Source organism: Paenibacillus xylanilyticus, from assembly GCF_009664365.1.
Taxonomy (GTDB): Bacteria; Bacillota; Bacilli; order Paenibacillales; family Paenibacillaceae; genus Paenibacillus; species Paenibacillus xylanilyticus_A.
In genome coordinates this window covers 3,689,063-3,713,743 of the sequence record NZ_CP044310.1, presented here as the reverse complement: position 1 = coordinate 3,713,743, position 24,681 = coordinate 3,689,063, and the positions used below count along the sequence as shown (strand labels likewise).

Genomic DNA, 24,681 nt, shown 5'->3' with positions numbered 1-24,681 from the left:
TGTTCTTCGTTCGGCTCTCTATCCATAAACGTTTTCCGGCCGTGTTATATTGTTGGTGCTGGACGCGAAGGACATTCCATTAAAGGGGGAGCATCCATTTGGGCAAAAAAATGGTCATGGTGGCAATGATGCTGTTGCTCGCATTCACTAGCGCCTGCAGCGACGCGGGCAACGAGGATGAAACGGCGGAAAATAATACTACGCCTGGCGTTGTAGAAGAAGGGCCGGCAGATCCATTCGGTAAGTACGACCAGACGATTACACTAAGGTATGGCAAAGAGGTCGATCCAACAGACAAAAGTTTGCCTGCCGGGGACACACCGGAGAACAACCAGTATTCCCGTTATGTGAAGGATAATCTGAATATTGACACCAAAGTCACCTGGCAAGCGGCAACCGGAACCAACTATGAGCAGAAAGTGAACCTCGCGATTTCAAGCAATGATTTACCCGATGCACTCGTGGTCAAGGATACCCAGCTGCGGGCGATGGTGAAGGCGGGCCAGCTGGAAGACCTGACCGATGCATTTAATCGATATGCATCACCAGCCATGAAGAGTTATATGGAGAAAACAAACGGTGTGTCTGCCCAGGCAGTTACATTTGACGGGAAAATGTACGCTATTCCCAGTATACAAGTACAATCCGATGGTGTTCACCAAATGTGGATACGCAAAGACTGGCTCGACAAGCTGGGACTTGAACCGCCCAAAACAATGGAAGAACTGGAGAACGTGGCGAAAGCATTCGTGGAACAAGACCCGGACGGCAACGGCAAGAACGATACGATTGGGATTGCAGGGCAGCAGAACGGCAGCCGGTTATATGCGAATTTCCTGGAATCAACAAATAACACTTATGGACTTGATCCGATCTTCGGGGCTTATAAGGCCTATCCTGGTTTCTGGTTAAAAGATAATGCAGGCAACCCGGTCTACGGTTCCATTCTGCCAGAAACGAAGGAAGCGCTCGCCAAACTGCGCGACATGTATGCGAATGGGCTAATCGACAAGGAACTCGGCATTCGCAAAGCAGCGTCCGAGTCTGTAGTCAACGGTAATGCTGGTATTTTCTTCGCACCATGGTGGATGGGATACGGACCTCTTCCCGATGCGATTAAAAACGATCCGAAAGCCAACTGGCAGGCATATTTGCTGCCGCTGGATGCTGATGGACAATTTAATGCTCATATGGGCGCCCCTTCTACCGTATTCGTTGTTGTGCGCAAAGGATATGAACATCCCGAAGCAGTCGTCAAAATGCTGAATCTGCTCATTCGGGATGAATCGAAGTTTGATATCTCTGTGCCTGTAGGTCACTATCCGCTGCGTGTACCGATGTCCTATATGGATGAGAGCGAATATTCAGCGAAGGCTTTGCAGGAAGTACTTGCTGGCACGAAAAAACCGGAAGACTTCACCGATCCAGGCTACAAATTGCTTGCTGCAGACATTCAGAACGTCAAAAAGGTAAAGAAAGAGCCGTATGACAATATGGACATCCAGTATTGGGATCCTCAGGCTGACCTTGGCGTATGGAGCCGCATCTATTCACTGCTGGTCGGATCATCATCCTTGCAGCAGGACTATAACAAGGTGTATAGCCTTCTCTATTCCCAGACCCGCACCATGGAAAGCCGCTGGTCCAATCTGAAGAAGCTGGAGGATGAAACCTTCCTGAAAATCATCATGGGAGCTGCACCTCTGGATACATTCGATACGTTTGTAAACGATTGGAAAAAGCAAGGCGGCGACAAAATCACTGAGGAAGTGAAGGAGTACGTCAAGTAGGCAGCTGTCCAGAGCGCCGGGTCGGTCATCCGGCGCTTCTTCTTGAGAAGATCAGGGATGGGAGATTGCGGAGGAGGAACACTGGATGCGAAACCGAAGTTTCATCAAACATTACTACATTATGTTATTGCCCGGAATGGTATGGCTGCTGTTTATCAGCATCATTCCCATGTTCGGGATTGCCATTGCCTTTCAGGACTTTAACCCGGGCCAGGGCATTTGGAAATCGACCTGGATCGGGCTGGAGAACTTCGAATATATGTTTAGCCTGAATGATACCAAGACCATTTTCTTCAATACCGTGTACATTGCCGTCATGAAAATTGCGGGTAACCTGATTGTGCCATTAGTCTTTGCGATCATGCTGAATGAACTTCGTCTTATGGTGATTAAGCGCTGGGTTCAAACGATCGTGTACCTTCCGCACTTTTTGTCCTGGGTTATCCTGTCAGGCATATTGCTCGATGTGTTTTCGTACACGGGTCCTGTCAACGGATTACTGAACATCGTTGGGATTGAACCGGTGTTGTTCTTCGCCCGGGCAGACTTGTTTCCATTTATTGTCGTCGGAAGTGATGTATGGAAGGAGTTCGGCTTCAACACGATCATCTACTTGGCTGCACTGACGGGCATCAGTCCATCCCTGTACGAAGCCGCTTCAATTGACGGAGCAACCCGGATGCGGAGAATCTGGCATGTGACGCTGCCCGGCTTGCGTACCACAATTGTGCTTTTGGCAGTGTTAAGCCTGGGGAATGTACTGAATGCAGGTTTTGATCAGATTTTCAACCTGTACAACCCGCTGCTCTACTCCACGGGTGACATTATCGATACTTGGGTATACCGCGAAGGGCTGCTAAACATGCAGTACGGACTTGCAACCGCAGTTGGTTTGCTGAAGTCAGTGGTCAGTTTTGTGCTCATTATCGTTTCGTATCTGCTGGCTTCGAAGTTCGCCAATTACCGCATATTTTGATAAGGAGAAGGAGTCGTGCGAGATGATAAGAGAAACAACGCTGCGATCCAGGGTGTTTGATGTCACGCTTCTGGTTGTGCTGCTCCTGATTGCATTCCTTTGCATACTGCCCCTCTGGTATACACTGGCCGTGTCTCTAAGCGAAAAATCAGCGGCGGCTGCCGGAAAAGTATGGTTATGGCCCGTTGGCTTCAACTTCAATTCATATCAACAAATTATCGGCGATCGTTCCTTTTTCAATTCCTTCTGGATTTCCATTCAACGGGTTGTGCTTGGTGCGACAATTACGTTTGTGGTGACAACGATGATGGCTTATCCGCTCTCACGAAGCCCACGCGAATTCCGCATGCGCAATGCATTCATGTGGATTCTCGTGTTCACGCTGCTGTTCAACGGCGGACTGATTCCATGGTACATGACGGTGAAGGCAATTGGGCTGTATGATACCATCTGGGCGCTTGTTCTTGGCGGGGGAGTGCCGGTATTCAACGTCATTCTGATCGTGAACTATTTCCGTAACCTGCCCAAGGAACTGGACGAGGCTGCTCTTGTGGACGGGGCCGGGCCGTGGCGAATGTTAATCACCATTTATGTACCGCTGGCCGTACCGGTACTGGCTACGGTCACATTGTTCACTATCGTCTACCATTGGAATGAGTTCTTCCATGGATTGGTGCTGACTTCAGGGCAGGATCATTATCCGCTGCAAACATTAATCCAGCAATTCGTTGTGGTCATCGACGCGTCCAACATGACGGAGGATCAATATAAACGGATGAACGAGTTATCGAATCAAACCCTGAATGCCGCAAAAATTTTCATTGCCATGCTTCCTGTACTTATTGTCTATCCGTTCCTGCAGCGCTTTTTCATTCACGGTATTACACTGGGTTCGGTGAAGGAGTAGCTGCATTGGATATAGCCTAAGAACAAACGAATAGCGTGACTGAATAGGTCTGTAGTCGATTTCGTCGATATGGACCTATTTTTATTAAATCGTTCAGTTAACTTGATCGGCTCCGAACCAATTTTACTTTTGCATTTAGGCTGTCCCTGAATGGCGAATGTTGAGTCGTGAAATTAACAACCCGTTTACATGAACATGAAACAAAAGAAATATTTCAGCTTTAACATTTAAGATGACAAATGAGGGAATGAGGACTGAATCATGAAGAACTATCCGATCATCGCCTCCATTACGGTAGATGAACAGATTGCACAGGCTATAGCAAGCGATGTGAAGCGAGTTATTCTGATGACAGGAAACATTACGAATCTTGGATCCATTATAGACAGGCTGCATCAGAGCGGCAAACAGGCCTATGTACATACCGAGATGGTATCCGGGATTGGACGAGATGCCTCGGCCATTCAATATCTTGCCGATGTGTTTAAAGTGGATGGCATCGTGACAACGAAGAGTAATGCGGTTTCTGCGGCCAAGCAAGCAGGCATACGGAGCATTCAGCGCATATTTGCCATTGATTCAGCAGCCATTGAGACTGCAGTGCGAATGATTAAGAGCTACAAGCCGGATGAGGTTGAACTGATGCCGGGGCTGATGCCGCGAGTCATCCAAGAGCTGAATGAGCGCATCACACAGCCGTTAATTGTTGGTGGTCTAATCCGGCATGAGGAAGAGATACAGCAAGCCCTAAAGAGTGGGGCAGATTTTGTATCGATAGGCCATGAGAAATTCTGGACTTAATTTCATACATTTATCCTTGGGTGGAGACGACGAGAAAACCCGGTGGTAAGTAAATCAATACAACCTTGATGTTGAAGGAGGGTGATTTGCTGCTGGGTTTTTTGTGTTGTCCAAAAAATACAACAGGAGGTAATGGAGCATGATCATTCAAGCAGTCGCTCATCGAGGCTATCCAAAGAAATATCCTGAAAATACGTTGTCTTCCTTTTTAAAAGCGGTGGAACTTGGGTTCACCCATCTCGAACTGGATGTACATCTCAGCCAAGATGGTATCCCGGTTGTCATTCATGATCATACGGTTGACCGCATGACGAATGGAACGGGCAGAGTAGCTGATTATACTGCTTCGGAACTGCAATCGTTCCACATAAAACAAGGTGAGCACATACCAACCCTTGAAGAGGTGCTTCGAGCTTTGAAGGGGAAAATTGGGCTTAACATTGAGCTTAAGCAGATGGGGACTTACTATCCTCAGCTCGAGGAGAAGGTACTTGAAGTGATTAAGGAATTCAGCATGCTGGACCAGGTCGTCATTACGTCATTTGATTTTGACGCCTTGGAGAGAATCAGACAATTATCTAGTGAGGTACGCATCGGTCTGATTACCTTTGGTTGTTCGAAGGCTATTCTTGACTGGTCTGTAGAGATGGGAGCCACGTTCTTGTCCATGCATTATGCTTTTGTGACCGAGCATTATATTCATCGATGTCAAGAGCTGGGGATTCAACTGATGGCCTGGACAATTAACGATACCTCCGTCATGAAGAAATTTCAGGATTACCCGTCCGTGTGGGTCTGTACAGACGAGCTCGAATCCTTCTTGGATGTATTGGAGCTGTCCAGCTCAGTATGAGTGGGCAAGGGTAAGGTTATGGAAAATGTGTATGATTACGATGCGTATTGCTTCGATCTAGACGGAACGATTTATGTTAGCCAGATGATCCTTCCTGGCGTAAACAGCTTCATAAGCAGTTTGAGATCCCAAGGCAAGCGTCTGTTGTTCTTAACGAATACTCCCGTACATACGAGGGAGGATTGCTACAAGAGGCTGCTGAGTTTGGGCGTACCATGCGAGCTTGACGAAATTCTGACCGCGGGATACGTGTCAGGGATGTATTTTGCAGAGTATGCGCCTGATGCCCAGGTACTGGTTGTAGGCGAAGAGGCTTTGCGGAGTGAACTTCGATCGATTGGGATCACTGTGACGGAAGATCCAACTCAATCAACGCATGTATTAGTCGGAATGGATCGGCAGTTCCATTACGACAAGCTTCATCTGGCGGCAAAAGCAGTTCGTCATGGAGCAGTTCTCATCGCAACGAATCCGGACAGCTGCTGTCCCGTCCAGGGAGATATCATTCCGGATACCGGCTCGATTCTAAGCTCGATTGAGGCAGCCAGCCAGCAGAAAACATCCGTCGTGATTGGTAAACCCTCCCGTTACTATGCAGAGAAGGCAATCCAGCTCTTGAATGTGAACAACAGCAGATGCCTTATGATAGGCGATCGGTTGGAGACCGATATTTTATTTGGTCAACAGAATGGAATGAAGACGGCCCTCGTGCTCACAGGCATCTCCTCAAGAGAGGATATCGAGGAAACAGGTATTATTCCGGACTATATATGGTCTTCTTTCAACGAATGCATCATGGAGCAGGATAGCCAATCCAAGCACTCAATGGTGCTGCAAATGAAGAGAATTTAAATAGAAGTAAGTTCTGAAAAATAATGGAGGTGGAGTTCATGCGTTTAGCGTTACTTGGTGATTATCACTATTCATGCATGAGTCACGGAACGGAAGAGATGAAAGCTGCAAGAGTTCGAGCTTATGAACATATGCTCAAGGCTTTTTTGGAGGTTGAGGCGGACTTTCATATCTCTATTGGCGATTTGACGCATGAAGGAACGGCTCAGGAATTCAGATCGATGTTCTCCTTCCTTTCCAGGAGTGATCGGAACTTCATTCATGTGCTTGGCAATCATGACACATATTCGATACCAAAGCATGAAATCTCCAAATTAACCGGTCAAGATCGCTATCGGGCGATTGACACGCCTCATGCCAAGCTGATTTTTCTGGACACAACCCAGGAAATGAATCCTGCAGATTGGGGCGGGGAGCTGGACGAAGAGCAGCTGGCATGGCTCAAAGAAGAGCTTACCAATTCACATGACAAGCAGGTACTTCTCTTCGGGCATCATCCGGTATTTGATACTACTGCACGCTCGACACTCGATAAGCTGTACATTCGTCCACAGGATGAACTGAAGAGCATATTCAACAATCAACCGGAAGGCGGCATCTATTTCTGCGGACATAATCACATAAACTCCATCGTGAAGCAGGGGAAGTGGCACTATGTTCAGACCGCAGCTTGTCTGGATGTGCCGGCATACCGTGTTATCGAAGTCCATGAGGGGCAGGTAGAGATAACTCACCATCCGATACAGGGAGCGGGTCTCCTCGATGATATTCAGAGCTTTTGCTGTGATATGCCAGGCTTTGGCCCTGTCACGGGTGCATTAGGAGAAAAAAGCGACCTTATTTTATCGGTTCAATTCGCATCGGCCGCTCAATAAATGAAAGAGGAGGGAAGCTCATGGCACAAATTGTGCTGAAGCAGATTGAAAAAAGCTTCAAGCAGGATAAAGTCATAGCGGGTCTGGATCTGACCATTGAGGATGGTTCCTTTACGGTATTGGTCGGCCCCTCTGGCTGTGGAAAATCGACGACACTCCGCATGATCGCAGGCCTCGAGAAAGAAACGGGCGGAGAAATTTGGATCGGAGATCAATGTGTCAATGGTGTAGAACCAGGCAAGCGCAATGTGGCCATGGTATTCCAGAACTATGCATTATATCCGATGATGACAGTCAAGGAGAACATTGAATTTGGACTCGTGAATCGCAAGGTGCCCCGGCCCGAACGCGAGCGCCTCGTTAAGGAAATCACGGAGGTCGTCGGTCTGGCAGAGTATCTGCACAAGAAGCCGCAAGCTCTGTCTGGAGGTCAGCGCCAGCGGGTTGCCTTGGCACGGGCCATGGTGAAGAGTCCTGCAGTCTTCTTGATGGACGAGCCGTTGTCGAATCTCGATGCCAAGCTTCGTCATCAAATGCGAACGGAGTTAATTCAGCTTCACAAACGGCTGGGTGCAACCTTTGTCTTTGTAACACATGATCAGGTTGAGGCGATGTCGATGGGAGATCGGATCGTCATCATGAACAAAGGACTGATTCAACAAGCAGATGGTCCAATGAAAATCTACGACGATCCCGATAATGTGTTCACAGCCCAGTTTATTGGTACACCCCCGATGAATGTGATTGATCGTGAACGTATTCTGCCATACTTGAATGGGCAGCTGCATGACAACATTGGGCAGGTTGGTTTCAGACCGGAGAAAGCAACAATGACGCTTGAGAACCGGCCGCAGTCCGGACTTGTTCATTTCCCTGGGCGGATCATGACACGTGAGACACTAGGTGCAGAAATCATCTATCAACTGGAATCCGCGCTTGGACTTGTGTCTGTGAAGAGTTTTTTGAAGCCATTGGAGACAGCTTCCGAGGTGAACATCACGGTCTCCATGCAGGACCTGTACTACTTCGATCGCAACGGAGTCCGTGCTCGTCAGCATGAGAGATCCGTAGAGAGAGAACTTATTGTCATGGGAGGGAAATATTCATGACCGTTTGGTCCAAATTTCGTCCCTATGTCATGGTGGCTCCCTCGATCGTCATATTTTCGATCTTTTTCATCTATCCGATCTTCTATATGATCTTCCTGAGTTTTTATAACTGGGATTTCATTAATCCGGTCAAGGAGTTTGTAGGCTTCAACAACTTTACCGAGTTATTTAAGGATCGTGCGTTTCTACAAGTCCTGGGCAATTCCTTGAACTATACGCTTCTTTCCGTATCTTTATCCATTGTAATATCACTGCTGCTAGCCATATGGCTGAATCGGGAAGGCGCATGGTACGGATTCGTTCAGGGTGCGCTATTTAGTCCACATATTGTTTCTCTTGTATCGGTATCCCTGGTGTGGATGTGGCTGATGGATCCCAAATTCGGTTTACTTAACGGATTACTCGACATGATGGGCTTGCCCAAGCTGGAGTGGCTCAGCAGTCCAGACAGTTCATTACTGTCACTTGTGCTTGTTTCGGTCTGGAAGGGAGTGGGTTACAACGCGCTCATCTTCATCGCTGGGCTTCAAAGTATTCCAAAGGATGTGTATGAAGCTTCAGCTCTGGACGAGGCCAATTGGTGGAGGAAGTTCTACAAGATTACGCTGCCAATGCTCTCACCAACCCTTTTCTTCCTAATTATCATTAATCTGATCAGTTCGTTCCAGGTGTTTGAAACCATAGCCATCATGACCAATGGAGGTCCGATCAATTCAACGAATACGCTCGTCTTTTACATCTATGAGTACGGATTCCGCTACTTCAAGATCGGTTACGCTTCGGCAGCGGGAGTTATCCTGCTTGTTGTTGTTGGTTTGCTTACATTAGTCTACTTCAAGCTGCTAAGCCGCAAGGTTCACTACCAATAGAAAGGAGAAGGGAAATGTCATGGCAAGTAAGTCAATTCTGCGTGCTCTGAACGTCACGGGGACGATCGTCCTGGTTGCGATTTTTGCTATCCCTTTTCTATGGATGATCTCAACATCATTGAAGTCGTATCCGGAGACCGTGATCTTTCCCCCCAAATGGATTCCATCCAAGGTGATGTGGAGCAATTTCCAGGCGGCATGGGAATCTGGACCTTTCTTGAAATATCTAATGAACAGTGTTGTTGTATCCATCAGTATCCTTCTTCTTCAATTTACGACCATTATATTGGCAGCTTATGCGTTTGCCAGATACTCCTTCAAAGGAGACAAGCTGTTATTTGGAATTACGATGGTCACTTTAATGATTCCAGGTCAGCTCATCTTTTTGCCCGTGTATTTGTTACTCAGCAAGTGGGGACTCATTAACAATCTGCTGGCACTTATTCTGCCCTTCGCTTCCAGCGCCTTTGGGATCTTCATGCTCAGGCAGTCATTCAAGCAGGTACAGGAAGAACTTATTGAAGCTGCACGGCTTGACCAGACACCTGAATGGAAGATCATCCTTAGGATTATGGTGCCGATGGCCCGTCCGACGCTGGTAACCTTTGCATTATTCAGCTTCATTGCACACTGGAACGATTATTTTTGGCCGCTTGTGATGACCACCTCGGATGCAGCCAGAACACTTCCGATTGGGATTTCCAAGCTTCGCGAGGTGGACGGAGGGGCGGCATGGCACATTTTGATGGCTGGAAACATGATTTTGGTCGTTCCGATTCTGATTGTTTTCTTATTTGGACAACGGCAAATTATTAAAGCATTTGTTTATTCGGGTGTGAAATAATTCAATCCATTATTCGTAGGAGGGTTTATTCATGAAGAAGTTTGGTTCACTTTTGTTAGCAGGAACGCTTGCACTTGCTTTAGCTGGTTGTGGTGATTCCAATTCTGCGGGTTCAAGCGATAATGCTGCTGCTTCTGGGAGTTCGAACGGCACGGCGAACAAACCGGTAGAGATTACATATTGGTACTCATGGGGGGACAAGATTGCCGAGAACAATGAGAACCTGGTGAAAATGTTTAATGAATCCCAGGATGAAGTAATTGTGAAGGCAGAATATCAGGGATCGTATGCAGATCAGCATTCCAAGGCACAGGCTGCTTTTGCAGCGGGCAATGCTCCCGAAGTATGGCAAAATGAAATTGCTTCGGTTGGTGTATTTGCCGAATCCGGCATGACGCAGGAGTTGACTTCTTTTGTAGAGAAGGATCAGCTTGATATGGATGATTTCATTCCAGGTCTGATGGGAAATTCCTACGTGAATGACAAGCTGTATGCTCTGCCTTATTTACGCAGTACACCTATCCTGTACTTCAACCGTACGATGCTGGAGGAGGCGGGACTTGATCCTGCAGGACCGAAGAATTGGACTGAATTTGAAGATTATGCACGCAAGCTAACGATTAAGGATCAGCGCTATGGCATCTCGATGCCTGTCGATATTTGGTTCTATGAAGCTTTTGTAAGACAGAGCGGAGGAACGATGATTAGTGAAGATGGGAAAAGTGCGGCATTCAATAATGAAACGGGAATTGCACCTGTGAAGTTGTGGCTGAAGATGAAGGATGAAGGCATCATGAGCATCGGTACGACGGATGACGCGGGTACGCAAGCCAAGACGGATTTCCACAATCAGCGTTCAGCGATGCTGTTCGCTTCCACTGCAGACCTGACCAATAATATGAAGGTTGCAGAAGAGCAGGGCTTTGAACTTGGAACGACATTTATGCCTGCAAATGATACGTTTGGTGTGCCAACGGGTGGTGCAAACCTGGTCATGACCTCTGGCCTGTCCCCCGAAAAGCAGGAAGCGGCGTGGAAGTTTATCAAGTGGATGACCTCGAAAGAGCAAACGATCTATGCGAGCTCCTTCACGGGATATTTGCCTAGCCGAATCAGCGCGGTGGAAAGTGATGAAATGAAGAAGCTTTATGAAGAGAAGCCGCTGTTTAAAGTAGCGGTAGACCAACTGGAATATGCAGGTCCTCGTCCGATGCAGAAGGTTTATCCTGAAATTGGTGAGATGATTAAGGATGAGATTCTTCGTGCAGTTGTTGATTCGTCCGTTACGGCAGAAGCAGCAATAGCCGAAGCAGCGAAGAAGGCTGATGCCTTGTTGAGTAAGTAGAACAAGATGAAAGTGCAAAGGGGTTAGACGGTAATTTTCCGCTAGCCCCTTTGTTATGTCCCTGGGAAATGGAGAGAATCGGGCTTAGCGCTTCATAACGAGGACAAAACCAGGCCCAAGGGATGTGAATCGTATTCTCCAGTTACGTTGATTTAACAATGACATCACTTGATTTTGACTTGTTCATATTCAGTTCATACTGCCGTCACGAAGTAGACATCTTGCTTGGTTACACTTCAACTATGTCGCCAAGGCGACGCTTCAGAAGCGAAGACAGGAGAAGATGAATGTGGCAAAAACGGTGGAAATACAAACAACGGGAACGAAAATCCGTAAGAAACGAAGCTTATGGTTGAAAATAATCGGAGGTATCGCCGGTGGACTTGTACTGTGCATGGGCATCGTATTTGTAGTGAATGCCATCAGTAACGGAGTCGAGAAAAAGAAAATCGAACCGTATGGCCAGTATGTCCATGTGGATGGGAAAAAGATGAATGTATATATTCAAGGAGAGGGTGAGCAGACGATTGTTCTGCTTCCGGGACAAGGTACTCCATCGCCGGTGCTTGACTTCAAATTGTTGATTGATGAATTGTCTCCCGATTACAGAGTCGTAGCCATTGAGCCCTTTGGTTATGGGTTGAGTGACGAAACGGAGAAGGCGAGAACAACAGAGAATATTATCAGCGAATATCACGAAGCTGTACAGCAGCTTGGTATTGACCGTTACATTCTGATGGGGCATTCAATCACAGGACTTTATGGAGTATCCTATGTGAAGACATATCCGGATGAAGTTCTTGCTTTTGTCGGCATTGACAGCAGTGTTCCCAATCAACCCGGCATGGATGTGCAATTGCCTCTGGGATTGATGCAGTTCCTTCAGGATTCAGGTTGGATGAGATTCATGAAAGCAGTGAGTGCAGATCCTTATGCATCTCTTGATTTCGATGAACATACCAAAGAGCAGATGGAATTGATTTCGAATCAGGTTGCGACCAATCCGACGCTGTTGGATGAGCTAAGGCATCTCGGCTCCAACTTCAAAAATGGAGAACAGCTCACTTATCCTGCTGATCTGCCCGTGCTTCTTTTTGTTCAATCGAATAATGAGAACAATCCGCAGTGGGTTCCGCTGCATGCGGAGCAAGCCGCACAATCTGCCCAGGGCAAGATGATCCCGATGGAAGGTTCACACTACCTGCATCATACGAAATACCGAGAAATTGCTGAGGAATTTAGAGAGTATATGAAAACAAATCGAGTAGGTTAGTTGATCATAAAACTGCGGTACCATAATGGGTGCCGTTTTTTTTGTTATGCATTTCCGATTACGGATGATCAGAAAGGGAATGTATCTCTACCCGAAAAACGAATGAATTAATTGCAATCCATAGTTATAGTTCGTAATTAACTGTGAACAAATCGGTTGATTCGTTGACAATGCGTGTTACTTTTATTAAAATACGAAATGGACATCAGGTTATAACAGATATGAGGATCACTTTTTGAATCTCTAAGCTTAGCTGTTCAATCCTAATGACGAATATAGGAGCGGTAATATTACAATCCTATACGAAGATTAGGATTTTTTTGTTTTTATCTAATCCAGAAATAATTGAAAGTTGGAGGCTGGCTTTACCATGAACAATTGGTTCAAACTGAAAGAAAGAGGCACGAGTGTTTCAACCGAAATCATCGCAGGGATCACGACATTCTTCACGATGGTATACATAGTGATCGTAAACCCGGGAATACTCAGCAGCACGGGAATGGAGTTCAACGGGGTATTCATTGCAACAGTACTGGCGAGCATTGTGGCAACGCTGATTATGGGGATATGGTCCAACTATCCGATCGTTATCGCGCCGGGTATGGGTCTGAATGCATTTTTTGCCTACAGTGTAGTTGCAGGATATGGTGTGTCCTGGCAGGTTGCACTAGGTGCGGTATTTATCGCAGGGCTTTTGTTTATTGTTTTATCACTTACTTCCTTCCGTTACATGCTGCTCGATGCCATTCCGGCGAGTCTTAAGCACGCGATTACAGCAGGGATCGGTCTGTTTATTACGACGGTAGGCTTGCAAAATGCAGGAATTATTGCCGATTCGGAGTCGAATTTGATTACCATCGGGAATTTGGCAGAACCAATGACCTACCTGACGATTATTGGGTTGATTATTACGGTTGTGTTGATGGCTTACAATGTAAAAGGTTATCTGTTCATCGGAATGGTGGTTACAGCGATTCTGGCCTGGATAATGGGGCTATTTCAAATGCCGGAATCCATCGTATCCATGCCGGAAGGGCTTACAGCAACGGCTTTCCAACTGGATTTGTCAGGTGTATTCTCAAATGGCTTGTATACGATCATCTTCACCTTCCTGTTAATTACGCTATTTGATACAACGGGAACGATGCTGGGTGTTGCTGAACAAGCAGGACTCCTGAAAGACGGGAAATTCCCTCGCTCACGCGGTGCGCTCTTGGCAGATGCCGTAGGAACAACGACCGGCGCCTTGCTCGGAACCAGCCCAACATCGGCTTATATCGAGTCCAGCACAGGGGTAGCTGCAGGAGGAAGAACGGGACTGACGGCAGTAACGGTAAGTGTGCTGCTTGCGCTTACGCTGTTCTTCACACCTATCGTAAGCGTAATATCCGGTATTCCAGCGATTACTTCTCCGGCACTGATTATTGTCGGGTACTTCATGATCAGCGTTATCAGCAAAATCAACTGGAAGGATCTCGAAGAAACATTTCCTGCTTTCCTGATTATCATCCTTACTCCACTAACGCACAGTATTGCGACGGGTATTGGCGTAGGATTCATCTTCTATCCGGTTCTGAAGCTGCTTCGTGGTAAAGGCAAGGATGTTCATCCGGTATTCTACGTGTTTGCGGTATTGTTCTTCATCCAGCTTGTATTTTTGGATCACTAAAAAACGATTTATAATAGAAGGAGAGCTGCTTGTAATTGTACAAGCGGCTCTCCTTTTTGGTATTTAAACACCTTTTCAGAATTGAAACCAAATTTATTACTTAGGATCTCAAGTACAATCTTACACGATTGAAAGATTCATGAAAGCTTGATAGATAGGAGCTTTTTTCCACTGTCAGTATACTTGAACTATTAAAAGTTGCGCAGTGCAGCCAATCATGATGGAGGAGATACAGATGGATTTCATTCAAGTGGTACAGAAACTATTACCTGTTGCGGGTGTTGCATTAATAGTCGGTCTCATAGCCTTTGGAATCGTGTTATTGGCGTATAGGTTGTATAGAAAAAGAGGAGGAAAACGCATCATAAAATTATGGCAGTTTATAGCCTCATTTTCATTGATGGGCTGGCTGATCATGGTCATGATGTTAACAACATTTAGCAGAGGGGCTAACTATAGCGGATGGGTAAACCTGGAGTTGTTCAGCGGCTATGTAAATGCATGGAACCAATGGTCGCTGAGTGAATTCCAGCTTATTATTTTCAATATGTTGATGTTTGCACCCCTAGGCTTCCTGCTTCCACTTCTGGGAAAGAAGACACGTGGCTTCAAATCGATATTAATCATATCGCTAATGATCACAATTGGTATAGAAACATTTCAAATGGCGACAGGCAGAGGGATATTTGAACTGGATGACATATTGCACAATACGCTCGGCAGTTTAGCAGGATACGGGTTGATGAGTGCAATCCTTGATATCAGGCAGCAAAAGAGAATATCCCTCAAAGCGATGTTTCGTGCCCTCTGCATTCCTTTGACCTTTGTACTGTTATTTACAGGGGCACTCATGATGTATTCCAGCCAAGAGCTCGGGAATCTTGCCATTCGTCCAGCCACATCGCAGAAAATGAATCAGGTCCATGTGACGCTAGACACAAAACTGCCCGACCACGCTGAACCCGTAGCACTATATCGAAGCTTTGAGATTCATAACATGGAGTATGCCAAGCAGATGGTTTCATTACTGAGTGATCATTTTCAACTGCAGCAGAGAGGTCACATCTCCATTGACGGATTCAACCGGATCTGGAATCTGTATGACAGCGGAGGAACCGATTACACCTTTAATTACAACGTGAATAGTGGCAATTGGTCGTTGGCACCTAATCAGTATGCGACGAACTCAATGCAGGCGGAGGTTTTGGAGGAAAAAGGAACTGCCTATGGTAAGTGGCTAAGTCAGCAAGGATTACTGCCTAAGGAAGCTGAATTTAGTACACAAAATGAAGATACCGTTCGATGGGATTTGCATATGTCCAACTCCGAAATGGCAACAGAACAGCGAGACGTAGATCATGGGATGATCATCATTGTTCCTGCGGCAGAAGGTCTTATTCCACAAGATTTGTTCTATGCCATGAATAAGAATAAATATATACGTACCGTAGATGTGAGCAGTCCGGCGGACGCGTATGAAGAAGTTCTTAGAGGGAATTTCTACATGTATAATGATCTGCAAAAAAACGACGAATTGATTGTGACCGATTATGAACTGACCTATGTCTACGATTCAAAAGGGTATTACCAGCCCGTCTACCAATTCAAGGGAACCGTCAACGGGGAAGAGTGGAGCACTCAGATACCAGCCTTGAAGAATTGACTAAGAGTATGAAAAGGACCGTTGAGCTTGTGATGAGCTCAATGGTTTTTTGTGTTTGTTTCTTTAGTTTTTATAATATTTATAATTAAATCAACTTTATGTTTAATATTATTAAAATAAAATTTGATTTTATTTAATTATTTGGTTATTATATGTATAAAAGGAGGGGGAATATGGATATTAAAGACGTGCCTAATTGGGTTTTAGCTTTGGAAAATGAGGATATGGAGTTTATCCGAAAATTTGTTCTAAACTCAGGATCATTAAAAGAAATTGCGAAGATATATGAAGTCTCGTATCCAACCGTAAGAATTAAGCTCGATCGGCTTATTGAGAAAATAAAGGTCAATGAAGCAGAGGATAACGAAGATTTTATTAAATTCATTAAGAATTTATCTATTGATGACCGGATAAGCGTAGATGATGCCAAACTAATTATTCAGAAATATAAACAAGAGAGGAAAAGTGAATGATGAACGATGTTTACAGATTATTGATCATTGTAGGAATACTGGCAGTTCAGTACTTTTTTTCAACCAGAAGCAACGTTTATTGGGGTGCAATTGTACCCGTAGCTTATATTGGAATCTCCACATGGATGTTTGTTACAGAACGTATTGAAAGTACTCTTGGTTTTATCCTGTATCTACTACTAGGATTGCTCTTCCTGATTGCTGAATGGAGTGCGGGAAGAAAATCACTTCAACTGAAGAGAAATAAGGAATTAGCCAAGATGAAGACTCACGACATGAACTAGATACGCGAAGAACAAAAATGGGATGAGATGCAGGGTTGTACAAAAGCGAGCAAACAGCTCGCTTTTTCTAATTGTAGTTCTACACACGGGAAAAGTTTACCCACTCCAATTCTTTTAGTTCGTTATAACAGTCTTGCCGTGTTCAGATTATGTTTCACTGTGCCCAAAACGTTTCTCTAGACCCACATAATCTCTCGATGATACTATCAAAAACGTGCTAGAAGACTGGGGAATGCAGGAGGATTTTTTTCGTGGATCAACTGAAGTACGACAATTTAAAAATGGGTGAACGAGGAGCCATTATTAGCATCATTGCTTATATATGCCTGACCGCATTAAAACTGGTTATCGGTTCGATCGCAGGCTCAGAAGCGCTCAAAGCAGATGGGTTGAATAACGCAACCGATATTGTGGCCTCGATCGCTGTCCTTATTGGACTCCGGCTTGCTCAACGGCCAGCAGACAAGGATCATACATATGGTCACTGGAAAGCGGAGACCGTAGCATCGTTAGTGGCTTCGTTCATTATGATGGCTGTTGGTTTACAGGTTTTGTTCGAAGCCATTGGTTCCGTTTTTCAAGGGGAAAGTGAATCCCCGGATCTGATTGCCGCATATACAGGCATTTTCTGTGCAGTTGTGATGTACTTGGTCTATCGGTTTAATAAACGACTCGCTACCAAAATTAAAAGCCAGGCTGTCATGGCCGCAGCTCGTGATAATATATCTGATGCTTGGGTAAGTATAGGTACTGTGATTGGAATTGCAGGCTCGCAATTTGGACTGCCTTGGCTTGACCCCGTAACAGCAGTCATCGTAGGTTTCCTCATTTGTAAAACAGCATGGGATATTTTCAAAGAGGCTACTCACCATTTAACAGACGGTTTTGATGTGGAGCTTATTCGGGAGTACAGAAAAACCATTGCCACGATTGATGGGGTAGAGACGGTGAAAGATGTAAGAGCGAGAAGCTACGGCAATAATGCGGTTGTAGACGTCGTTATTACGGTTCGTTCTGACCTGGACATGCACCAAGCACACGATATATGCACCGATGTTGAAGACGAATTGCTTCGAGAACACGATGTGTATACTGTACATGTACATGTTGAACCCGAGATGTGGGAAGAATCCGTGTAAACGATATTGAAGATGTAAACCAGTGGACGTTCACTCGTTCATTGGTTTTTATTTTTTTGATAAATATCAGGAATGACAAAAGAATCAACTTCGCTCATCCGAATGCACCAATGAAGGCTATTGCCTATATATTGTTGTAGAAAAGGAGCTGACGGATAATGATGAATTATATTCCAACCTACTATTATCCTGTCTATCGAAAATCAGATCATTTGAGCTGGACGCCAGCCAGTGTCGATCTGAACAGGAAGCTCAGATCACTATGGGAACAGCATGTGTTCTGGACGAGATTAACCGTAAACAGTATCGTCGATGGGCTTGAGGATGTCCAGCCAACAACCGCAAGACTTTTACGCAATCCAAGTGATTTCGCCATGGTGCTTGAACCGTTGTATGGGACGGCTATTGCCAAGCAATTTGAAACATTGTTCAGAGAACATTTAACCATTGCGGCCGAACTTGTTAGTAACTTGAAGTCTGGTAACACAGCAGCTGCAGAAGATGCTCAGAAACGGTGGTATGCGAATGCAGATGCAATTGCAGCCTTTCTGGCCCAAATTAATCCATACTGGTCTCAAATCGAATGGCAACGTATGATGCATGAACATTTACGTCTCCTCACGGAAGAGGTGGCAACGCGGATAGCGAAAGATTACGTTAGAAATGTTGCAATAAGTGATCCCATTCAACAACAGGCGTTAGAGATGGCGGATATGATGACAATGGGAATTGTACAACAATTCCCGACGGTGTTTCAGTATTAATCAAAATGCATGAAGGCATCCAATTGAATTTTTTCAGAATAGTTAAATAAGATTGTTTGAACAATAAGTCGCTAACTAAAGCGACTTTTTTTGATTTTCAGTGATTAAGTAAACTAAGGGGAGTTTCCTCACCTGATGGAGGTTTGCAATAATACCATTTAGATGGATAATAGTGGTACAGCATATGAGAGGAGTGATGTCTTATGAGAAGACATTTATACGATAACAGGGCAGATCAAAAAAGGGTAAACACGTTTAAGTAGCCCTATAAACGGCGTGATTCCCCAAATGGTGAGGGGACAATAGTATGGATCAAAAATCGATTTCATTCAAGATGGATCGTGTAACATTCGAACTTCAAGAAGAACATGATTTCACATGGCTGCAAGCGCTTGGTACCGTTTTTAGCGTGTTTGACCAGCAGGATTCGGGTAACATCAGTTTTGGAGTTGAGATTAACGGCAAGAAGCGATTTGTTAAATATGCGGGATGCAGACCCATGGCTTTTTCAGGAAATCCCGGAGATGCAATTGCCAGATTAAAGAGTGCCATGCCGCTGTACAAAACCCTGGCTCATCCCAATCTCATTGAACGTATAGAGCATTTTGAAACGGCAAATGGGTATGCTGTCATTTTTGAATGGTTTACTGGCGAATGCCTGCATTCACACTGGTTATTTGCAGGTGAAGCGAAACAAAGTCATCCGGAATCGCCTTTTTATAAATATAGACAGCTATCTGCCGAGCAGAGACAGCATTCACTGGATAAAATATTTGAGTTTCATCAACACGTGGAATCCAAAGGATACGTTGCTGTTGACTTTTATGACGGTAGTATACTATATGATTTTACAACGGGTGAAACGAAGATCTGTGACATTGACTTTTACAGAACGGCTCCTTCAGTCAATGACATGGGAGAGAACTTTTGGGGAGCAGCGCGCTCAAAGGCACCGGAAGAGTTCATACGGGGTGCGCCTATTGATGCGAGAACGAATGTGTTTACCATGGGAGCCATTGCATTCGGGCTGCTGGGTGGTGAGATGGATCATTCATTTGCAAAATGGGAAGCAAACAGATCGCTATATGAAGTCGCTTTACGAGCGGTTAGTCAGGAACGTGATCAACGATACAGAAGTGTCCGTGAATTCTTCAATGCTTGGAATGCAGCTAAAAAGTAGTCAGTGGACTATAGCAGCTTAGAAGAAGCTTAGAAGCTTCAAAGTCATGTTCTTTTTTTCCGAGTTACGTGAGCTTAATGGGTTATAACAATTGAACATTTTCTGACGAAAAGTCGCTATTTAGCGGCTTTTTTTTAATTACATGGTCTGATTTTTTACGCCTGGAAGGAATTTAGGAGCTTTATCCTTTGCATCTTCTTGTTCATACTCCGTTCATATTGTATTCATTCAGAGGACAACTTGGTTGGTTAGACTAGCATCAGTGGACCGGAAAGCCATTGTACAAGATGACAAGAGGAGCTGAAAGAGATTGACACAACAAGCAGCAAAGAAAGTAAGGAAACGTACATTATTCAAGAATGTGTTACATATTTTACTTAAAATCATCGCTGCAATCGTAATAGCCATCCTGCTTTTTGTAGCCAGCGTGTATACATTTAACCAGGTTAGCCGTTATTCAGAACAAAAAAGAACAGAACCTTACGGTCAGCTTGTATCTGTGGATGGGAAGCAGATGAATGTCTCGATTCAAGGGAAAGGCGAAGAGACGGTCGTCCTGTTACCCGGTTATGGAACTGCGGCACCTGCGCTTGATTTTAAACCGCTCATCACAGAGCTATCGCCATTTTACAAAGTCGTCGTCGTTGAGCCTTTTGGTTACGGATTGAGCGATCAGACCGAGAAGGAGCGCAGCACTGCAAATATCGTAAGTGAAATTCATGAAGCATTACAAAGCCTCGATATTGACCGGTACATTCTCATGGCTCATTCCATATCAGGAATCTATAGCTTGGATTATGTGAACCAATATCCAGACGAGGTGAGAGCGTTTATTGGGCTGGATAGCAGTGTTCCAACGCTGAAAGAAGAACAGACCATTGATTCATCAGTGACCACTCCGATTAAATGGTTTCGGAACCTGGGCTTCCACCGCATACAGTTAAAATTGAGCACGGACCCTTATGAAGGACTGTCATATGATCAACAAACCAAAGAGCAAATAGACATCTTCATACGTAAAAACATGTATAACAACACGCAGTTGAACGAGGCAGAGCACATGTATACCAACTTTACTGAAGCTGAGAAGCTATCGTTCCCTCAAAACTTACCTGTTCTTCTCTTTGTTCAAGCGAATAACGCGGCAACGGATCGATGGGTTCCCGAACATGAGAAGCAAATAAAGGATGCTACACATGCAGAAATGGTCCTAATGGATGCGGGACATTACTTGTATCGCTCCCATCCCCAAGAAATCTCTGAAAAAATTAAGGAGTTCACTACTGAATTAAAATAAAAGTAGTCATAGGATAAAAAGAAGCGAGCTTGTGCAATCAATGCACGGCTCGCTTCTTGTTGTTTACACCTGTCCCAAATCAAACTTCACACCAGTTAATTTCTCGCTAAGCTCCCACAACCGTTGTGCTGAGTCAGAGTCAATGGCCCAAGGCAGTACACCTGGCATATCCTGCACCGTAGGTACAGCTCTGGCAATGTTCACATCTAAACAGTAAACACCGCCTTGACCTTCCAGCGTCGGACTTGTGGCACACCATACACTCGTTGCTGCTCCTTGCTCTTCTGTCTTGAGATCCATGCCAAAGTCCAGACTATTCAATTCTTCCTCCGACAGAAAGCGGGACAAATCGGTATAGATTGCACCAGGATGGACAGCGAATGCCCGAATGCCATAATCATAGCCGAATTCATCTAATGAAACGGCAAAAAGGGAGTTTGCAGATTTGGACTGTCCGTAAGCTCTCCATTTCTCATATTGCTCTTGTTCGAAATTCGGGTCTTCAAAGTTTACTCCGCCAAACACAATGCCTGATGAGGAGACCGATACCACTCTAGCGCTTCCAGCTTGTTTAAGGGCAGGCCACAAACGTGCAGTGAGCTGGAAATGTCCCAGATGATTGGTAGCAAATTGGGATTCATACCCACGGAAATCCCGGGTCAGAGGAGGAACCATTATACCAGCATTGTTAATAAGAATATCAAGTTGGCGTTGCGAATCCAGGAAACGCTTGGCGAAGGCATCAATGGAAGCAGGGTCCATGAGATCAAGCTCTTCTATCTCAACATGAGGGATATCGGCTAGAGCCGTACGAGCCTTCTCTATGGTTCGTGCAGGCACAATGACTGTAGCACCGGCTTCTGCCAAAGCACGTGTGGTCTCCAGTCCAATGCCAGAGTATCCACCAGTTACAATACAAATTTTATCGCTTAAATTGATTTCTTGGAGCGTTTCTTTTGCTGTGGAATGTTTCCCGTAACCTGATGTAATGGGCTCCTGAGGAGTACGACGATAAGTTTTGTTTGAGTGCATGTGTAATTCTCCTTTTCGTGATGTGTACATAACATACATCTTAAAGTTAACTTTAAGTCAAGCATCCTACTCGGGAAGGTTCTTCTTCGAAATCAAATCATCATAGAATCCAATTTTTTGATTGATGCGTTCCAGATTGGATTGGATTTGGGAGATCTGCTCTTCCACGCTTTTTTTGTGTTGGATTAAAATATCTCTTCGGTCTTCAAGCATAGTCTCCACCTGATAGCCTAAGTTCATATAGGCTTTCAGGTCTTCAATGCTCATTCCCGTTTCTTTTAAGCAGAGGAGAAATTTCATCAGCAGTACATGTTCTTCCCTGTAAACCCGTCTTCCGCCATCATTACGTTCAATTTCGGGGAGAATCCCCTCTTTTTCGTAATATCTGAGAGTCGAAGCATTGATATTCAATATAGATTGCATTTCACTTATGGTATACACGTGCTTCACCTCACAAACTTGAACTCCAATTTTTATATATCTGACTAATAGCTCTTCATATAAATATATCAAGGTATTCGTAGACTAACAAAATAACCGTTTGGTCGAAAGCGAGAAGGGAGCTAACTCTAGTGAAATTCATGGAGTCTAGACTTACGGGTAGAGCCCAGTTATACATAGTATTGCATTTCAGGTTTTTGCATATTTGGCTTGACCTACGTATGGGATTTGGTTACTAGGAGCATTTGCCTTTATGACGATAGGCTATATATATTGGTGACTTTACCTAGTCCCAGTTTTCAACCATCGCATATCTTAGGCATAAGGAGGTGTGTAATAGTTGACCTTTTCATTGGAGCTGAATCAGATTACTCGCATAAAAGAAAACGCTTTGCGTAAGCACCCGAAAAAGGCCAGCCATCGCTCTTCGACGAAGAAGAAACTGAAGAAGACAAAACCTTGTTATAGCCAGATTCCAAATCATGAGTCTCCAAAAGATCATAAACCATACTGTAGTAGAGATGCCAATGCTAAGAAATATAATAAGAAAAAGAAGAGCAGAAAGTGTAAAAGAGGATGTACAGGTTGGAGAGGACCACGAGGATATAGAGGTGTAAAAGGAGATAGAGGCGCAGCCGGGAGTGTTGGTCCAGCGGGTGCGCAGGGAGTCACCGGAACAATGGGCGCTACAGGAATTACGGGAGCAACTGGAGGCGTGGGTGCAGCGGGTGCGCAAGGAGTTACCGGTGCAACAGGCAACACAGGTCCAACGGGAGCCACCGGAGGCGTGGGTGCAGCAGAAGCGACAGGCGTTACCGGAGTCACCGGAGCAACAGGTCTAACCGGAGTAAGCGGAGGCGTAGGTGCAGCGGGTGTTCAGGGAGTCACCGGAGCAACCGGAGCCACAGGTCCAACCGGAGCAAGTGGAGGCGCAGGTGCAGCCGGTGCGCAGGGAGCCACTGGAGCAACAGGTGCTACAGGTCCAACCGGAGTAAGCGGAGGCGCAGGTGCAGCGGGTGCGCAGGGAGCCACTGGAGCAACCGGAGCCACAGGTCCAACTGGAGCCACCGGAGGCGTAGGTGCAGCCGGTGCGCAGGGAGTCACTGGAGCAACAGGCGCTACAGGAGCGACAGGAGCCACCGGAGGCGCAGGTGCAGCGGGTGCGCAGGGAGCAACTGGAGCAACAGGTCCAACAGGTCCGACTGGAGCAACTGGAGGCGTGGGTACAGCGGGTGCGCAGGGAGTCACCGGAGCAACCGGAGCCACAGGTCCAACTGGAGCCACCGGAGGCGTAGGTGCAGCGGGTGCGCAGGGAGTCACTGGAGCAACAGGCGCTACAGGAGCTACTGGCCCAACCGGTGCCACAGGTTTAACGGGTGCAACGGGCGTTACAGGTTCAACGGGAGTAACCGGTGTGACTGGGGCGACTGGAATTGCTGGCATCGATTCACCGTTTATTGAAACTCTCAAAATAGGAGACATCGATACGTTAATCCCATTTAATGCTGGGAGCGGAAATAATCAGGCCATTGGGGCACTGGCTTTTGATGGTCAAGACTCTACGATCAGCAGACTTGCAGCGTTTGTTACACAAATGGGTACAAATACAGGTACCTTTCAGATGGCCGTGCTGGAGCCAATCACTGGCACCACAGCAAGCGTCATTGGTGTCACTACGGTAGCAACAACCATAACACCAGGCCTGTTCATATTGCCATTAACTGCACCAGTGACCCTTTCAGGTAATATAGTCTATTACTTAGCTGTTTATAACCAAATTAACGGTTCATCCATAGGTGGCCGTACTACAGGAACAGGGACTGTAGATGACGCTATTCCAATCAATTTCAGAGTTCAAAATCTTACAGGTTTAGCGGTTGGTGATCTTATTAATACCAGTGATGTCAGTTTGCTGTTATCCCCATGGGTCGCTGGATTAGTATAGCCGATATCCAACCATCGGCTTTATTGCTTTGTAGAAGAATCGAGGAATAGCTTGTTTCAAGCGTATTGAATACCAGTTCATTTTGATAAGAATAGAGAGAGCCGTAATGGAGCAGCTTGTCAGTCGTAGGTGCTCCATTGTTTTGTTTACCGGGGAACCTTTTCCAAGGATTCAATCTCCGCAAATACAGGTTTCAACAGATCTCTTGCTGTTGGGTGATGTGGCTGTAAGAGAAGTAGACAAGCTCCGGGCTTTACATATGGACCAGAATTTTAGTTCTGAAGGAGATAGGCTCGTTCT

22 protein-coding genes and 1 pseudogene are annotated in these 24,681 nt (G+C 45.5%); 21 read left to right on the top strand and 2 right to left on the bottom strand.

The annotated features are described in order from the left end of the window. Positions 1 to 110: 110 nt before the first annotated feature. From F4V51_RS16460 to F4V51_RS16365, 20 genes are all read left to right on the top strand, one after another. Entirely contained in the window at positions 111 to 1,790 is a 1,680-nt protein-coding gene (locus F4V51_RS16460; RefSeq protein WP_153980728.1) for an extracellular solute-binding protein, read from the top strand. A gap of 85 nt (positions 1,791 to 1,875) precedes the next feature. Further along, positions 1,876 to 2,766, top strand: a complete 891-nt coding sequence (locus F4V51_RS16455; RefSeq protein WP_153978864.1) for an ABC transporter permease — start codon at positions 1,876 to 1,878, stop codon at positions 2,764 to 2,766. 22 nt (positions 2,767 to 2,788) lie between these two features. Continuing rightward, positions 2,789 to 3,673, top strand: coding sequence for a carbohydrate ABC transporter permease (locus F4V51_RS16450; RefSeq protein ID WP_153978863.1), 885 nt, complete (start codon positions 2,789 to 2,791; stop codon positions 3,671 to 3,673). Positions 3,674 to 3,934: 261 nt separating this feature from the next. Continuing rightward, complete coding sequence (locus tag F4V51_RS16445) at positions 3,935 to 4,474, top strand: glycerol-3-phosphate responsive antiterminator (RefSeq protein WP_153978862.1); 540 nt, start codon at positions 3,935 to 3,937, stop codon at positions 4,472 to 4,474. A gap of 139 nt (positions 4,475 to 4,613) precedes the next feature. Beyond that, entirely contained in the window at positions 4,614 to 5,327 is a 714-nt protein-coding gene (locus F4V51_RS16440; protein WP_153978861.1) for a glycerophosphodiester phosphodiesterase, read from the top strand. Between the two features lie 18 nt (positions 5,328 to 5,345). Continuing rightward, on the top strand, positions 5,346 to 6,179 hold the full coding sequence (locus tag F4V51_RS16435) for an HAD-IIA family hydrolase (RefSeq protein WP_153978860.1): 834 nt from the start codon (positions 5,346 to 5,348) through the stop codon (positions 6,177 to 6,179). A gap of 38 nt (positions 6,180 to 6,217) precedes the next feature. After that, positions 6,218 to 7,054 (top strand): metallophosphoesterase family protein, encoded by an 837-nt coding sequence (locus F4V51_RS16430; protein ID WP_162009951.1) that lies wholly within the window; start codon positions 6,218 to 6,220, stop codon positions 7,052 to 7,054. Between the two features lie 20 nt (positions 7,055 to 7,074). Further along, positions 7,075 to 8,163 carry an ABC transporter ATP-binding protein gene (locus F4V51_RS16425; RefSeq protein WP_153978858.1) on the top strand — a complete coding sequence of 363 codons (1,089 nt, stop codon included), beginning with the start codon at positions 7,075 to 7,077 and terminating at the stop codon, positions 8,161 to 8,163. Then, complete coding sequence (locus F4V51_RS16420; RefSeq protein ID WP_153978857.1) at positions 8,160 to 9,032, top strand: carbohydrate ABC transporter permease; 873 nt, start codon at positions 8,160 to 8,162, stop codon at positions 9,030 to 9,032. The genes F4V51_RS16425 and F4V51_RS16420 overlap by 4 nt, the downstream gene beginning before the upstream one ends. 19 nt (positions 9,033 to 9,051) lie before the next feature. Further along, positions 9,052 to 9,876 (top strand): carbohydrate ABC transporter permease, encoded by an 825-nt coding sequence (locus F4V51_RS16415; RefSeq protein WP_153978856.1) that lies wholly within the window; start codon positions 9,052 to 9,054, stop codon positions 9,874 to 9,876. Between the two features lie 31 nt (positions 9,877 to 9,907). Beyond that, positions 9,908 to 11,221, top strand: coding sequence for an ABC transporter substrate-binding protein (locus F4V51_RS16410; protein WP_153978855.1), 1,314 nt, complete (start codon positions 9,908 to 9,910; stop codon positions 11,219 to 11,221). Positions 11,222 to 11,504: 283 nt separating this feature from the next. Then, complete coding sequence (locus tag F4V51_RS16405) at positions 11,505 to 12,494, top strand: alpha/beta hydrolase (protein WP_167301700.1); 990 nt, start codon at positions 11,505 to 11,507, stop codon at positions 12,492 to 12,494. Between the two features lie 370 nt (positions 12,495 to 12,864). Further along, on the top strand, positions 12,865 to 14,163 hold the full coding sequence (locus tag F4V51_RS16400) for an NCS2 family permease (protein WP_153978853.1): 1,299 nt from the start codon (positions 12,865 to 12,867) through the stop codon (positions 14,161 to 14,163). 235 nt (positions 14,164 to 14,398) lie between these two features. Beyond that, on the top strand, positions 14,399 to 15,826 hold the full coding sequence (locus tag F4V51_RS16395) for a VanZ family protein (protein ID WP_162009950.1): 1,428 nt from the start codon (positions 14,399 to 14,401) through the stop codon (positions 15,824 to 15,826). Positions 15,827 to 15,999: 173 nt separating this feature from the next. Continuing rightward, the gene (locus F4V51_RS16390) at positions 16,000 to 16,299 is read left to right on the top strand and encodes a DUF2089 family protein (RefSeq protein ID WP_095286658.1); all 300 of its coding nucleotides are present in this window, start codon (positions 16,000 to 16,002) and stop codon (positions 16,297 to 16,299) included. Then, positions 16,299 to 16,583, top strand: a complete 285-nt coding sequence (locus tag F4V51_RS16385) for a hypothetical protein (protein WP_153980727.1) — start codon at positions 16,299 to 16,301, stop codon at positions 16,581 to 16,583. Before F4V51_RS16390 ends, F4V51_RS16385 begins: the two co-directional genes overlap by 1 nt. 251 nt (positions 16,584 to 16,834) lie before the next feature. Further along, positions 16,835 to 17,722, top strand: coding sequence for a cation diffusion facilitator family transporter (locus F4V51_RS16380; protein WP_095286659.1), 888 nt, complete (start codon positions 16,835 to 16,837; stop codon positions 17,720 to 17,722). A 158-nt stretch (positions 17,723 to 17,880) separates the two neighbouring features. Further along, positions 17,881 to 18,486 (top strand): acetylglutamate kinase, encoded by a 606-nt coding sequence (locus F4V51_RS16375; protein WP_153978851.1) that lies wholly within the window; start codon positions 17,881 to 17,883, stop codon positions 18,484 to 18,486. A gap of 307 nt (positions 18,487 to 18,793) precedes the next feature. Then, positions 18,794 to 19,666, top strand: coding sequence for a serine/threonine-protein kinase (locus tag F4V51_RS16370; protein ID WP_153978850.1), 873 nt, complete (start codon positions 18,794 to 18,796; stop codon positions 19,664 to 19,666). 310 nt (positions 19,667 to 19,976) lie between these two features. Beyond that, positions 19,977 to 20,963: an alpha/beta fold hydrolase gene (locus F4V51_RS16365; RefSeq protein ID WP_153978849.1), complete on the top strand. Its 987-nt coding sequence runs from the start codon at positions 19,977 to 19,979 to the stop codon at positions 20,961 to 20,963. Between the two features lie 63 nt (positions 20,964 to 21,026). Here the strand turns inward: F4V51_RS16365 and F4V51_RS16360 are convergent, their stop codons facing one another. Together F4V51_RS16360 and F4V51_RS16355 are read right to left on the bottom strand one after the other, a co-directional pair. Further along, on the bottom strand, positions 21,027 to 21,995 hold the full coding sequence (locus tag F4V51_RS16360; RefSeq protein ID WP_153978848.1) for an SDR family NAD(P)-dependent oxidoreductase: 969 nt from the start codon (positions 21,993 to 21,995) through the stop codon (positions 21,027 to 21,029). A gap of 66 nt (positions 21,996 to 22,061) precedes the next feature. Continuing rightward, a complete protein-coding gene (locus F4V51_RS16355; RefSeq protein WP_153978847.1) occupies positions 22,062 to 22,436 on the bottom strand; it encodes a MerR family transcriptional regulator in 375 nt (124 codons plus the stop codon). A 574-nt stretch (positions 22,437 to 23,010) separates the two neighbouring features. On the opposite strand from F4V51_RS16355, the pseudogene F4V51_RS29470 reads away from it, so the two are divergent. Continuing rightward, positions 23,011 to 23,877 (top strand): annotated as a pseudogene (locus tag F4V51_RS29470) (collagen-like protein); the annotation flags it as partial. Between the last annotated feature and the right edge of the window lie 804 nt (positions 23,878 to 24,681).

Excerpts from the sequence above, each read along its gene's own strand:
- F4V51_RS16460 (WP_153980728.1), top strand. The coding sequence starts at position 111 with ATGGTCATGGTGGCAATGATGCTGTTGCTCGCATTCACTAGCGCCTGC.
- F4V51_RS16455 (WP_153978864.1), top strand. The coding sequence starts at position 1,876 with ATGCGAAACCGAAGTTTCATCAAACATTACTACATTATGTTATTGCCC.
- F4V51_RS16450 (WP_153978863.1), top strand. The coding sequence starts at position 2,789 with ATGATAAGAGAAACAACGCTGCGATCCAGGGTGTTTGATGTCACGCTT.
- F4V51_RS16445 (WP_153978862.1), top strand. The coding sequence starts at position 3,935 with ATGAAGAACTATCCGATCATCGCCTCCATTACGGTAGATGAACAGATT.
- F4V51_RS16440 (WP_153978861.1), top strand. The coding sequence starts at position 4,614 with ATGATCATTCAAGCAGTCGCTCATCGAGGCTATCCAAAGAAATATCCT.
- F4V51_RS16435 (WP_153978860.1), top strand. The coding sequence starts at position 5,346 with ATGGAAAATGTGTATGATTACGATGCGTATTGCTTCGATCTAGACGGA.
- F4V51_RS16430 (WP_162009951.1), top strand. The coding sequence starts at position 6,218 with ATGCGTTTAGCGTTACTTGGTGATTATCACTATTCATGCATGAGTCAC.
- F4V51_RS16425 (WP_153978858.1), top strand. The coding sequence starts at position 7,075 with ATGGCACAAATTGTGCTGAAGCAGATTGAAAAAAGCTTCAAGCAGGAT.
- F4V51_RS16420 (WP_153978857.1), top strand. The coding sequence starts at position 8,160 with ATGACCGTTTGGTCCAAATTTCGTCCCTATGTCATGGTGGCTCCCTCG.
- F4V51_RS16415 (WP_153978856.1), top strand. The coding sequence starts at position 9,052 with ATGGCAAGTAAGTCAATTCTGCGTGCTCTGAACGTCACGGGGACGATC.
- F4V51_RS16410 (WP_153978855.1), top strand. The coding sequence starts at position 9,908 with ATGAAGAAGTTTGGTTCACTTTTGTTAGCAGGAACGCTTGCACTTGCT.
- F4V51_RS16405 (WP_167301700.1), top strand. The coding sequence starts at position 11,505 with ATGAATGTGGCAAAAACGGTGGAAATACAAACAACGGGAACGAAAATC.
- F4V51_RS16400 (WP_153978853.1), top strand. The coding sequence starts at position 12,865 with ATGAACAATTGGTTCAAACTGAAAGAAAGAGGCACGAGTGTTTCAACC.
- F4V51_RS16395 (WP_162009950.1), top strand. The coding sequence starts at position 14,399 with ATGGATTTCATTCAAGTGGTACAGAAACTATTACCTGTTGCGGGTGTT.
- F4V51_RS16390 (WP_095286658.1), top strand. The coding sequence starts at position 16,000 with ATGGATATTAAAGACGTGCCTAATTGGGTTTTAGCTTTGGAAAATGAG.
- F4V51_RS16385 (WP_153980727.1), top strand. The coding sequence starts at position 16,299 with ATGAACGATGTTTACAGATTATTGATCATTGTAGGAATACTGGCAGTT.
- F4V51_RS16375 (WP_153978851.1), top strand. The coding sequence starts at position 17,881 with ATGATGAATTATATTCCAACCTACTATTATCCTGTCTATCGAAAATCA.
- F4V51_RS16370 (WP_153978850.1), top strand. The coding sequence starts at position 18,794 with ATGGATCAAAAATCGATTTCATTCAAGATGGATCGTGTAACATTCGAA.
- F4V51_RS16360 (WP_153978848.1), bottom strand. The coding sequence starts at position 21,995 with ATGCACTCAAACAAAACTTATCGTCGTACTCCTCAGGAGCCCATTACA.